Consider the following 12,504-nt stretch of genomic DNA (forward strand, 5'->3'; position numbering starts at 1 on the left):
AGGGGGGATGGCGGATGTTCCGCAACGTGGCAGAACTGGTTGAAATGGCAACCAGCAGGAATATAAAAATATCGGAAATCATGATTGAGCAGGAAATGGAAATAACCGGACGCTCAAGGGAAGAAGTACTCGGCCAGATGGACCGTAACCTTAGAGTAATGGAAGAAGCTGTAGAGCGGGGGATAAAAGGAGTTAAGTCCCACTCCGGGCTGACAGGCGGGGATGCCGTCCTTTTGCAGGAATATATTAAAAAAGGCAACTTCCTTTCGGGTGAAACGCTGCTTGACGCAGTTAGCAAGGCGGTTGCGACCAATGAAGTAAACGCGGCGATGGGGACGATTTGCGCCACCCCGACCGCGGGATCTGCAGGCGTTGTGCCGGGCACATTATTTGCCGTGAAAAACAAGTTGAACCCGACGAGGGAGCAAATGGTCCAGTTTCTTTTCACATCCGGCGCTTTCGGGTTTGTCGTCGCCAATAACGCGTCAATTTCAGGCGCCGCCGGAGGCTGCCAGGCCGAAGTAGGCTCAGCAGCAGGGATGGCAGCGGCCGCTCTAGTGGAACTTGCTGGAGGCACTCCCGAACAATGCGCGGAAGCGATGGCGATAACATTGAAAAATATGCTGGGACTCGTATGCGACCCTGTTGCCGGCCTTGTTGAAGTGCCATGTGTGAAAAGGAATGCGATGGGAGCGTCAAATGCAATGGTAGCAGCGGATATGGCCCTCGCGGGAATCAAAAGCAGGATTCCTTGCGATGAAGTCATTGACGCAATGTATAAAATTGGCCAGTCGATGCCAACTGCTTTAAAAGAAACCGCACAGGGAGGGCTGGCGGCGACTCCAACCGGCCGGGCGCTGGAAGCGAAAATCTTTGGAATCCCGCTCATAAAACAGTGAATAAAAATCTCATGCAATCAGTAAAAGTCCTAAAAGGAATAGGCGACGATACGGCAGAGCTTCTTGCCGGATTGAATATTGTAACAATCAAGGACCTGCTCGAACATTTCCCTTACCGTTACGAAGACTACAGGCTGCGCGACCTGGCTGATGTGAAGCATGAAGAACGAATTACCGTGGAGGGGAAGGTTCACAGCGAGCCTTCCCTTGCGCGTTTTGGCAAAAACAAGTCGAGGATGACGGTGCGTCTTCTAGTGGGCCGTTATCTCGTCCAGGCCATCATCTTCAATCAGCCTTATTTGAAAAGTAAAATAAACATTAATGAAACAGTCACCGTTACCGGCAAGTGGGATCAGCACAGAATGGCGATTACCGTGTCTGAAATGCATTTCGGTGAAAACCGCCGCGGGAAAATGTTTGAGCCTGTCTATGCGTTGAGGGGCAGCCTGACGATGAGGAATATGCGTAAATATATTGCCCAAGCTTTCGCATTTTACGGGAATGATATTGGGGAAACACTGCCTGAAAGCCTCGTCAGGAAATACAAGCTTCCAGACAGGAAGGAAGCACTCGAAACGATGCATTTTCCGGAAAGGCCTGAAGATGTGCAAAAGGCGCGGCGCCGGTTTGTATATGAGGAATTTTTGTCCTTTCAGCTGAAAATGCAGGCACTCAGAAAAATAGAACGCGAACAGACACCGGGCATCGTCCAAAAATATGATTTAGAAAAGCTGAAGGAATTTATTGGCCGGCTGCCTTTTCCATTGACTGGCGCGCAGAAACGAGTCGTGAATGAAATATTATCCGACATGAAATCCCCCTACCGGATGAACCGGCTGCTTCAGGGGGATGTCGGTTCAGGGAAGACGATAGTAGCAGCTATTTGCCTATATGCATGTGTGACAACAGGCAGGCAGGGCGCCTTGATGGTGCCTACTGAAATATTGGCTGAACAACATGCTTCTTCTTTGAAGGAACTATTTGAACCTTTTCAAGTCAGGTGTGAACTTCTGACTAGCTCTGTGAAAGGAAAAGCGAGGAAAGAGATCCTCGCGGACGTCGCGGAAGGAAAGGTAGACATCCTGATCGGGACACACGCCCTTATCCAGGATGAAGTTTCTTTTGCAAAACTCGGATTTGTCATTACTGATGAGCAGCATAGATTTGGAGTGGAACAGCGGAAGGTTCTGAGGGAAAAAGGGGAAAACCCGGACGTTCTCTTCATGACTGCCACGCCAATTCCCCGTACGCTGGCCATCACGGTCTTTGGGGAGATGGATGTTTCTGTCATTGACGAAATGCCTGCTGGCAGGAAAATCATTGAAACCTATTGGGCCAGGGAAGATATGCTCGAGCGTGTGCTGACGTTTATGGAAAAGGAATTACACATGGGGCGGCAGGCATATGTGATTTGCCCGCTAATCGAAGAATCGGACAAGCTTGATGTGCAAAATGCGATTGATGTGCATAGCCAGCTAACATACTTCTTTCAAAATCGTTTCAAAGTCGGCCTCATGCACGGAAGGCTTCCTTCTGCCGAAAAAGAAGAAGTGATGCGCGCATTCGCGGAAAATCAGGTACAAATACTCGTGTCGACGACGGTAGTGGAAGTGGGCGTCAACGTTCCTAACGCAACCATCATGGTCATTTACGATGCAGAACGGTTCGGGCTCGCCCAGCTTCACCAGCTTCGCGGCAGGGTTGGCAGGGGAAGCGACCAATCGTATTGCATCCTGCTTGCTGAACCGAAATCGGAAGTCGGCAAGGAACGCATGAAAATCATGACTGAAACAAATGATGGCTTTGTCGTTAGTGAAAAGGATCTGGAACTTAGGGGCCCGGGGGATTTCTTTGGCAAAAAGCAAAGCGGCGTCCCGGAATTCAAGGTAGCAGATATGGTCCATGACTACCGGGCCCTTGAAACTGCCAGGGATGATGCGGCAAAGCTTGTCCAGTCCAGGGCATTTTGGGAGTCGCCGGAGTATGCCGGGCTGCGGGCTGAAGTGGAGGTAACCGGTGTCCTGAAAGGGGAGAAGCTGGATTAATGCCTCTTGCCGGGATATTTTATCTTGCAATCTGTATATCTTACTTTTATACTACTATTAGTACCTAGTCATAAGAGCAAATGGCGGTGGATCGGATGAGGCGAAACAAAAAGGAACGGCAGCAGGAACTGGTCATGACAATAAAAGAGAATCCTTTTATTACAGATGAGGAGCTCGCGGAACTTTTTTCGGTCAGCGTCCAGACAATCAGGCTCGATAGGCTTGAATTGTCGATTCCCGAACTGCGGGAACGGATTAAACATGTTGCCGAAAAAAGGTTTGAGGACGAAGTGCGTTCCCTCCCCATCGAAGAAGTAATTGGGGATATTATTGACATTGAATTGGACCAAAGCGCCATTTCTATATTGGATATAAAAAAAGAGCATGTATTTAAACGGAACAGGATCGCGCGCGGGCATCATTTATTTGCCCAGGCAAACTCGCTGGCGGTTGCGGTCATCAATGACGAACTTGCCCTTACAGCAAAGTCGTCCCTCCAATTCAAACGGTCTGTCCATGAAGGCGAGCGGGTGATTGCCAAGGCAAAGGTCACCCGGATTGACAATGAACACGATAGGACGTTTGTTGAAGTAAAAAGCTATGTGAATAATGAGCCCGTATTCATAGGCGAGTTCGAAATGTTCCGCTCAAATAAAAACAGAGGTGGCAAAGAACATGAGGCTGGCAATTGATGCGATGGGCGGCGACAACGCGCCAAAGGAAATTGTCCTAGGTGCCATAAAAGCGGCCGAGCAATTTAACGATATTCAGATTACACTCGTTGGTGATGAGGCAAAAATAAAAGAGCATCTCAACGGGCAAGAGCGGATTTCCATTTTGCACACTGAAGAAGTGATTCTTGCCACGGATGAACCTGTGCGGGCTGTAAGAAGGAAGAAAAATGCTTCAATGGTCCTTGCCGCCCGCCAGGTAGCTGATGGGCAAGCGGATGCATGCATCTCTGCAGGCAACACCGGAGCCCTCATGGCGGCAGGTTTGTTTGTTGTCGGCAGGATTGAAGGAATCGACCGGCCGGCGCTGGCGCCAACACTTCCGACAATCGGTAACGAAGGATTTTTACTGCTCGATGTTGGGGCGAATGTGGACGCCAAACCGGAGCATCTTTTCCAATACGGATTAATGGGGTCGGTATACTGGGAGAAGGTACGCGGGACAGCGAACCCGAGGGTCGGACTTCTGAATATTGGTACAGAGGAAAAGAAAGGCACAGACCTGACAAAGCAGGCTTATGAACTTTTAAAAGCTTCCAATCTTAATTTCGTCGGCAATGTGGAGGCGCGCGATTTGCTGAATGGGGTCGCGGATGTGGTCGTGACAGACGGGTTTACCGGCAATATGGTTTTGAAGACGGTGGAAGGGACAGCGATGTCTGTGTTCAAAATGCTTAAAGGAGCACTGACAGCAAGTCTGAAAAGCAAGCTTGCCGCGGCTGTTTTAAAACCAGATTTAAAGGTTCTGAAGGATCAAATGGATTACTCCGAATACGGAGGGGCGGCTTTGTTCGGACTGAAAGCGCCTGTCATTAAAGCGCACGGTTCATCGAATGCGCAAGCCATCTTCAGCGCGATTAGGCAGACTCGCGAGATGGTAGCGAATAACGTAACGGGGCTGATTAAACAAGCGGCAGAGGAATCTGCTACAGCCCGCACTGAATCCTGATATAGAGGTGTTTATATGGGTAAAATAGCATTTATCTTTCCTGGGCAAGGTTCACAGGTAGTAGGGATGGGAAGAGAGCTTGCCGAAAACCATGAACCAAGCAAGGAACTTTTCAAAAAAGCAGACGATCTGCTAGGTTTCAGCCTGAGCGAAATCATGTTTGATGGCCCTCAGGACGTCCTGACAAGAACAACAAACGCGCAGCCCGCGCTTCTGACGGCCAGCACGGCACTTCTGAAGCTGTTCCGTGAATCCGGAATCGAAGCGGATTACGTAGCAGGACACAGCCTCGGTGAATACTCGGCTCTTGTCGCTGCCGGGGCCATTTCTTTTGAAGATGGCGTCCGTATCGTAAGGAAAAGAGGGGAATTCATGGAAGAGGCCGTTCCAAGCGGTCTTGGAACTATGGCGGCGGTCCTTGGACTTGAAAGGGGCCCGCTGGCGGAAGCGACATCGGCAGTCACTGCTTCGGGACATCCTGTCCAATTGGCAAATGTCAATTGCCCTGGACAGATTGTTATCTCAGGTACAGTTGAAGGTGTAAAACTCGCTGGCGAAAAGGCGAAGGAAGCAGGCGCGAAAAGAGTGAAGGTGCTTGAAGTAAGCGGACCTTTCCATTCTAGCCTGATGGAGCCTGCGGCGAACAGACTGAAGGAAGTACTTGATCAGACAGAAGTTAATAATGCCGCCATTCCGGTGATCGCGAATGTGAATGCCTTGTCGATGGAAGATGCCGGTGATATTAAAGAAAATCTCGTAAAACAATTGTACTCCCCAGTCCTTTGGGAAGATTCAGTTAAAAAAATGATTGAGCTTGGCGTTGATACGTTTATTGAATTGGGCCCTGGCAAAGTCCTTGGTGGCCTTGTTAAAAAAATAGACCGTAACGCAGCAATCTATTCGGTTTCAAATGAAGAGACTTGCCGGGAAACCATTGCGGCACTTAAGGAGAGAACAGAATGAGACTAGAAGGCAAAGCAGCCCTGGTGACAGGCGCTTCTCGTGGCATCGGACGTGAGATCGCTCTTGAGCTTGCAAGGCAAGGGGCGAATGTCGCCATTAATTATGCCGGCAGTGAAGCTAAGGCAAACGAAGTTGCTGAAGAAATTAGAGCGATGGGAAGAAAAGCGTTCGCCATCCAGGGCGATGTTTCCGATACTGATGCTGTCGCGGCTATGGTGAAAGAAACGATTGACCAGTTCGGCAGCCTCGATATTCTAGTTAACAATGCCGGAATTACACGGGACAACCTTTTGATGAGAATGAAGGAAAACGAATGGGATGATGTCATAAACATCAACTTAAAGGGCGTATTCCTGTGCACAAAAGCGGCAACACGCCAAATGATGAAGCAGCGCAGCGGAAGGATCATCAACATTGCTTCAATTGTGGGAGTAATGGGGAATCCTGGGCAAGCTAACTATGTGGCTGCCAAAGCAGGAGTCATCGGCCTGACGAAAACAGCTGCCAAAGAGCTTTCTTCACGGAATATTACCGTCAATGCGATTGCACCTGGTTTTATCACAACCGATATGACCGACAAGCTAACGGATGAAGTGAAAGCGGAAATGCTCAAGGCAATCCCTCTGGCAAGGTTTGGCGAACCAAGTGACATCGCAAAAACCGTCGTCTTCCTCGCATCCGCTGACGCCTCCTACATGACAGGGCAAACCCTGCACATCGACGGCGGAATGGTCATGTAACGGAAGCAAAATTTCATTCCGTTTTAACTTTATTCCTAATGGGAAATAATCTATAATAGCTTGAGGGGAGGTGACAAGCATGGCAGACGTATTAGAACGCGTAACAAAGATCATTGTTGATCGCCTGGGTGTTGATGAATCCCAAGTGACACTTGAAGCTTCCTTCAAAGATGATCTTGGCGCAGATTCCCTTGATGTAGTTGAACTTGTAATGGAATTGGAAGATGAGTTCGATATGGAGATTTCAGACGATGATGCTGAGAAAATCGGCACAGTTGGTGATGCTGTTAACTACATAAATAGCAAATAATAAAATCGCTCGTTATCTTCAAAGCTCCGTTTTCAAACGGAGCTTTCTTCTGTATTATAGAGATTATGGGTATACTCGTTTTAATACATAAAATGCTGATAGAAAAGGCAGGCTGACAGCCGCCGCAAAAGAAGTACCCAAAAATTCAAATTAGCCAATATATAATAAAGCAAGGTGGAGACTTATGCGCAAGAACAATAAGGACAAGGAATCAGCTGCAAGCCGCGCAAAAGAAAATCTTTTTAAAGAGTTTCAGGCCCGGGTCGGCATTCAATTTTCGGATGAGAAATTATTAAGACAGGCTTTCACTCATTCCTCTTATGTTAATGAACATCGCCGCAAGCCGTTTGAAGACAACGAGCGCCTTGAATTCCTGGGCGATGCCGTCCTTGAACTCACCGTGTCAAAGTTCCTTTTTAAAAAATATCCAATGATGAGTGAGGGGGAGCTTACAAAGCTCCGCGCAGCGATTGTCTGTGAGCCATCCTTGGTATCTTTTGCAAATGAACTTTCATTCGGAAAACTGATTTTGTTGGGCAAAGGCGAGGAAATGACTGGCGGCCGTGAACGGCCCGCTCTTTTGGCCGATGTGTTTGAAGCTTTTATTGGGGCGTTATATCTGGATAAAGGTATTGAAGCGGTCATTGAATTTTTGGAAGAGGTAGTTTATCCAAAAGTCAATGCCGGCGCATTTTCGCACGTCATGGATTTTAAAAGCCAACTGCAGGAGTATGTTCAAAGGGACGGCGCGGGAAGCATCGAATATAAAGTACTACAGGAAAAAGGGCCGGCGCATAACCGGGAGTTTGTATCCAGGGTTTCCTTAAATGGAAAGGAACTTGGAACCGGGACAGGGCGTTCCAAAAAAGAAGCTGAGCAACTTGCCGCGCAAATGGCACTATCCCGGCTAAAACCAGGGGAGCAGCATTAACAGCATAGAAGCGGCGGATGCCGGGGGAGGAGCAAGGAATGTACTTAAAACGGCTTGATGTTGTAGGGTTCAAATCTTTCGCTGAACGGATCGGCGTTGACTTCGTTCCAGGTGTAACAGCGGTAGTCGGACCGAACGGAAGCGGAAAGAGTAATGTCATTGACGCAATCCGCTGGGTTTTAGGTGAGCAGTCGGCAAAATCGCTCCGAGGCACGAAAATGGAAGATATCATTTTTGCCGGAAGCGATTCGCGCAAGCCGCTTAATTTCGCGGAAGTGACTCTTACGCTTGATAACGAAGATCAAAGGCTCGCCATTGATTTTAACGAAGTTAGTGTGACAAGGCGGGTTTTTAGGTCTGGTGAAAGTGAATTCATGATCAATAAGCAGCCTTGCCGCCTGAAGGATATTGTCGATCTTTTTATGGATTCAGGCCTTGGCCGCGAAGCTTTCTCGATTATCAGCCAAGGGAAAGTCGAAGAAATCCTTAACAGCAAGGCGGAGGAACGGCGAAGTATTTTTGAGGAGGCCGCGGGCGTCCTTAAATATAAGCAACGGAAGAAGAAAGCGGAAATCAAGCTGGCTGAAACACAGGACAACCTGAACAGAGTCCGGGATATTCTCCATGAGCTTGAAAGCCAGGTGGAGCCTTTAAAAATTCAGGCTTCAATTGCCAAGGATTATCAAGAAAAGAAAGAAGAACTTGAAAAAATCGAGGTAGCTCTCACTGTTTACGATATCGAAGAACTTCATGGCAAATGGGAACAATTGTCCAATAAGCTGGAGGTACATAAGCAGGAAGAAATAAAGCTTTCAGCAGATTTACAAAAGCGTGAAGCGGAAATTGAACTGGCACGTGACAGGATCGCCGCTTTGGATGAGTCGATCAGCGATTTGCAAAATGTCCTTCTTCATGCCAGCGAAGAGCACGAGAAACTCGAGGGAAAAAAGGAAGTCCTCAAGGAGCGGAAAAAGAATGCCGCTCAAAACAGGAAACAGCTCGAGGACAGCATCAACGAACTTGCCGGCAAAAAGAACGCACTTGTCGGCGAAAGGAAGAGGCTTATTGAGTTTGCCGAGAATCTTGGCACGGAAGCTGGAGAACTGCAACAAAAGCTGAAAAAGCGTCAAGCGGAGTTAAGCCTGTTTAGCGAAAACGCTGATGAAAAAATTGAATCACTAAAAAGTGAATATATTGAAGAATTGAATGCGCAGGCAGGCGCGCGAAATGAGGTCATGCTCGTCGGCCAGCAGCTTGAGCAGCTCGAAAGAAAAAGCAGCCGTCTAGATGAAGATAACCGGAGATTTATTGATGAACGCGATGAGGCTTCTGCTCATACGAAGAAGATTCAAGTTCAATTAGAATCAGCCGCCAAAGAGCTCGACAGGCAGGTAAAAGACTATCTTACTGAAAAGCGTAACCATGAAGCGCTAGAGGCAAACTTTGATAAGCAGGAAAAAATGCTTTATCAGGCTTACCAGTTCCTTCAGCAGGCAAAATCCAAGAAAGAAATGCTGGAGGATATGGAGGACGACTATAGTGGCTTTTTCCACGGAGTAAAAGAGGTTCTTAAGGCCAGGAGCGGACAGCTCCGGGGAATTGAAGGCGCCGTCGCAGAGGTTGTCAATGTTCCGAAGGAGTACCAAACTGCGATTGAAACCGCATTGGGCGGTTCCCTTCAACATATCATTGTGGATACCGAGCAAAGCGCGAGGGAAGCTATCCAATTTCTGAAAAGGAAATCTTCCGGAAGGGCGACCTTCCTGCCTTTAAGTGTCATTAAAGGAAAAACTCCAGGGACATCACAGCTGGAGATTGCCCGGGACCACCAGGCCTTTATCGGGACAGCCGCAAGCCTCGTTTCCTTTGAGGAGAAGTACAGGCAAGTCATCGAAAACCTGCTTGGGAATGTGATCGTGGCAAAGGACTTAAAAGGCGCTAACGAAATCGCCCGTTCGCTGCAATATCGAATGAGGGTTGTCACGATTGAAGGCGATGTTGTCAATGCTGGCGGTTCAATGACGGGCGGGTCGGTCAAGCAGAATTCATCTAGCCTCCTAAGCAGGAAAACAGAACTAGATGAAATCAAGGCCAAGCTCTCAGGAATGGAAGAGAAAACAGCCCAGCTTGAAACCAATGTAAAATCACTGAAAAATGAATTGCAATCGAAAACTGTTTCCCTTGAGGAATTAAGGAAGTCAGGAGAAGAGAAGCGCCTCGAGGAGCAGCGGCTGAAAGGGAAGCTCAGGGAGGCCGAGCTGGAACTTAAAAATATCAGCGAGCGTTTATCCATTTATGATATGGAGAAAAGCCAGATTGAAGAAGACAGAATTAGACTTCAGAACCGGAAGGGTGAACTTGAAAAAATCCTCCTTTCGGCAAAAGAAAAAATCTCATCTCTAGATAGCGAAATTACGGCGCTTTCCGAGCAAAAAGCAAAGGTGCTTACGTCAAGGGAAGCTTTGAATGACGAGATTAATAACCTGAAAGTACTTTTTGCTTCTAAAAATGAACAATATCTTCATGCGAAAGCGCAGGTTGACAGAGCGAAAGAGGAACTTTCCGAACTTGATGAAAAGCTTGAGATGCAAAAGGAAGACTTGCATCTTCTTATTTCAGAAATGGAAGGAGATACATCGGGGGAAGAGCAGCTGATTGCCGCCGCCGAGGAAAAACTCCGTGACAAGGAAAATACACTGAAATTGATTTCCGAACGGCGTGAAGAGCGTATGCACCTGTTCTCAGCCCTTGAACAGTCCGAGGTAGAAGCCAAGGAATTGAAAAGGCTGCACCGTGGCTTGTCTGAAGCATTGAAGGATGAAGAAGTAAAATTGAACAGGCTGGATGTGGAATTAGATAATAAACTGGCCCACCTCCGTGAAGAGTATTTACTAACCTTCGAAGGGGCAAAGGAAAACCATCCAATGACGATGCCTCCGGATGAGGCACGCCGAAAGGTCAAACTAATCAGGCGGTCCATTGACGAGCTTGGCAATGTCAACCTTGGAGCAATTGAAGAATATGAACGTGTTTCCGAACGGTATGAATTCTTGCTGGAGCAAAAAAATGACCTACAGGAAGCCAAAGACACGCTGTTTGTCGTTATCGGGGAAATGGACGAAGAAATGATCAAGCGTTTTGAAGAAACGTTTTCCGCAATCCGGATGCACTTCGAGCCTGTATTCAAGGCCTTGTTTGGGGGAGGCCGCGCGGATCTGCGGCTGACGAACCCTGATGATCTTTTGCATACCGGGGTTGACATCGTTGCCCAGCCACCTGGGAAGAAACTGCAAAACCTTGGGCTGCTATCAGGCGGAGAGCGGGCATTGACAGCAATCGCGCTCCTGTTTTCAATACTGAAGGTAAGGCCTGTGCCTTTTTGCATTCTGGATGAAGTGGAAGCCGCCCTTGATGAAGCAAATGTTTATCGTTTCAGCCAGTATTTAAAACGATACAGTGAAGGCACCCAATTCATCGTCATTACGCACCGCAAGGGGACAATGGAGGAAGCGGACGTCCTTTACGGCGTTACCATGCAAGAATCGGGAGTGTCCAAGCTAGTATCCGTTCGTCTCGAAGAAACAAAAGATCTCGTAGTAACCTAAAAAAGCGTAAGTGTACCAATTAAACCCTGTTAATGATTGATTTTGTTTTTTATTGCGTAGATTGGAACGGAGGGGACGGACTCCGGCGGAATTAGCGGTAAGTGGAGACCCCACAGGAGCCAGAGCGACGAGGAGGCTCCACTTGACGCCCGCGGAAAGCATGTCCCCGGAGTGGAAATCAAAGAACAAGGATGAAAGAGCCAAAAAAATAAACCAGGGAATCGGGTATGTAAATATTTTTGCAAGGATGTGTCAAAATGAGCTTTTTTAAAAAGTTAAAAGAAACATTCACGAAACAGACCGACAGTGTAACTGAGAAATTCCGGGATGGATTGTCGAAGACAAGAAATAATTTTTCCGGCAAAGTAAATGACCTCGTGGCAAGGTACCGTAAAGTGGACGAGGATTTCTTTGAAGAGCTTGAAGAAATCCTCATTCAGGCCGATGTTGGCTTTGACACAGTCATGGAATTAATCGATCAGCTGAAATATGAGGTAAAACGACGCAATATTACGGACCCGGCAGAAGTGCAAACTGTCATTTCCGAAAAGCTGGTGGACATTTATAATGCGGGTGAAAATCAAACTTCAGATCCTAATATCCAGGAAAATGCACTCACCGTCATCTTATTCGTCGGTGTTAACGGCGTCGGAAAAACGACGACGATTGGGAAGCTCGCCCATAAGTTTATTACAGAAGGCAAAACCGTTCTTTTGGCGGCGGGAGATACGTTCAGGGCGGGGGCGATTGACCAGCTGGAAGTTTGGGGTGACCGTGTCGGAGCTCCTGTCATAAAACAAGCGGAAGGTTCCGATCCAGCTGCAGTGATGTTTGACGCAATCCAGGCGGCGAAATCCCGCAAGGCGGACATACTGCTGTGCGATACAGCGGGCCGGCTGCAAAACAAAGTCAATTTAATGAAAGAATTGGAAAAAGTAAAAAGGGTGATTGAAAGGGAAATTCCTGGCGCGCCACATGAGGTGCTGCTCGTCCTGGATGCGACAACAGGACAAAATGCGCTCATTCAGGCCAAAACATTCAAGGAAGCAACAGATGTAACCGGAATCGTCCTTTCCAAGCTTGATGGAACGGCGAAGGGAGGAATTGTCCTTGCAATCCGGAACGAACTTAAAATACCTGTTAAATTCGTTGGACTTGGTGAGCGAATGGATGACCTTCAGGAATTTGATCCTGAAAAATATGTATATGGACTTTTTGCCGACCAGGTGGACACAACCGAATAAAAAATTTGAACAGTATCGAATGGGAATATTTCGATACTGTTTTTTTTGAATTGCTCTTTTGTGAACCGAGGTGTAAAATTACACTAA

10 protein-coding genes are annotated in these 12,504 nt (G+C 47.7%); all 10 read left to right on the forward strand.

The annotated features are described in order from the left end of the window. Positions 1–14 precede the first annotated feature (14 nt). Positions 15–899 carry an L-serine ammonia-lyase, iron-sulfur-dependent, subunit alpha gene (gene sdaAA, locus BN1002_RS07830; RefSeq protein WP_048824441.1) on the forward strand — a complete coding sequence of 295 codons (885 nt, stop codon included), beginning with the start codon at positions 15–17 and terminating at the stop codon, positions 897–899. Then, complete coding sequence (gene recG / locus BN1002_RS07835; RefSeq protein ID WP_048824442.1) at positions 896–2,944, forward strand: ATP-dependent DNA helicase RecG; 2,049 nt, start codon at positions 896–898, stop codon at positions 2,942–2,944. The genes sdaAA and recG overlap by 4 nt, the downstream gene beginning before the upstream one ends. 95 nt (positions 2,945–3,039) lie before the next feature. Next, positions 3,040–3,636 (forward strand): transcription factor FapR, encoded by a 597-nt coding sequence (gene fapR, locus BN1002_RS07840; RefSeq protein WP_048824443.1) that lies wholly within the window; start codon positions 3,040–3,042, stop codon positions 3,634–3,636. Continuing rightward, complete coding sequence (plsX, locus tag BN1002_RS07845) at positions 3,620–4,624, forward strand: phosphate acyltransferase PlsX (RefSeq protein ID WP_048824444.1); 1,005 nt, start codon at positions 3,620–3,622, stop codon at positions 4,622–4,624. The genes fapR and plsX overlap by 17 nt, the downstream gene beginning before the upstream one ends. A gap of 15 nt (positions 4,625–4,639) precedes the next feature. Then, positions 4,640–5,587 carry an ACP S-malonyltransferase gene (fabD, locus tag BN1002_RS07850; RefSeq protein WP_048824445.1) on the forward strand — a complete coding sequence of 316 codons (948 nt, stop codon included), beginning with the start codon at positions 4,640–4,642 and terminating at the stop codon, positions 5,585–5,587. Further along, positions 5,584–6,327 carry a 3-oxoacyl-[acyl-carrier-protein] reductase gene (gene fabG, locus BN1002_RS07855; protein WP_048824446.1) on the forward strand — a complete coding sequence of 248 codons (744 nt, stop codon included), beginning with the start codon at positions 5,584–5,586 and terminating at the stop codon, positions 6,325–6,327. The genes fabD and fabG overlap by 4 nt, the downstream gene beginning before the upstream one ends. Positions 6,328–6,406: 79 nt before the next feature. Next, positions 6,407–6,637, forward strand: coding sequence for an acyl carrier protein (locus BN1002_RS07860; RefSeq protein ID WP_048824447.1), 231 nt, complete (start codon positions 6,407–6,409; stop codon positions 6,635–6,637). Between the two features lie 184 nt (positions 6,638–6,821). Further along, positions 6,822–7,568: a ribonuclease III gene (rnc, locus tag BN1002_RS07865; RefSeq protein ID WP_048824448.1), complete on the forward strand. Its 747-nt coding sequence runs from the start codon at positions 6,822–6,824 to the stop codon at positions 7,566–7,568. A gap of 38 nt (positions 7,569–7,606) precedes the next feature. Beyond that, positions 7,607–11,173, forward strand: coding sequence for a chromosome segregation protein SMC (gene smc, locus BN1002_RS07870; RefSeq protein WP_048824449.1), 3,567 nt, complete (start codon positions 7,607–7,609; stop codon positions 11,171–11,173). A gap of 257 nt (positions 11,174–11,430) precedes the next feature. Next, entirely contained in the window at positions 11,431–12,417 is a 987-nt protein-coding gene (gene ftsY, locus BN1002_RS07875; RefSeq protein WP_048824450.1) for a signal recognition particle-docking protein FtsY, read from the forward strand. Positions 12,418–12,504: the final 87 nt, after the last annotated feature.

The sequence above is a fragment of the Bacillus sp. B-jedd genome (genome assembly GCF_000821085.1).
GTDB lineage: Bacteria > Bacillota > Bacilli > Bacillales > Cytobacillaceae > Bacillus_D.

Coding starts and splice junctions, on each gene's coding strand:
- fabG (WP_048824446.1), top strand. CDS start 5,584: ATGAGACTAGAAGGCAAAGCAGCCCTGGTGACAGGCGCTTCTCGTGGC.
- fapR (WP_048824443.1), top strand. CDS start 3,040: ATGAGGCGAAACAAAAAGGAACGGCAGCAGGAACTGGTCATGACAATA.
- plsX (WP_048824444.1), top strand. CDS start 3,620: ATGAGGCTGGCAATTGATGCGATGGGCGGCGACAACGCGCCAAAGGAA.
- sdaAA (WP_048824441.1), top strand. CDS start 15: ATGTTCCGCAACGTGGCAGAACTGGTTGAAATGGCAACCAGCAGGAAT.
- rnc (WP_048824448.1), top strand. CDS start 6,822: ATGCGCAAGAACAATAAGGACAAGGAATCAGCTGCAAGCCGCGCAAAA.
- BN1002_RS07860 (WP_048824447.1), top strand. CDS start 6,407: ATGGCAGACGTATTAGAACGCGTAACAAAGATCATTGTTGATCGCCTG.
- fabD (WP_048824445.1), top strand. CDS start 4,640: ATGGGTAAAATAGCATTTATCTTTCCTGGGCAAGGTTCACAGGTAGTA.
- ftsY (WP_048824450.1), top strand. CDS start 11,431: ATGAGCTTTTTTAAAAAGTTAAAAGAAACATTCACGAAACAGACCGAC.
- smc (WP_048824449.1), top strand. CDS start 7,607: ATGTACTTAAAACGGCTTGATGTTGTAGGGTTCAAATCTTTCGCTGAA.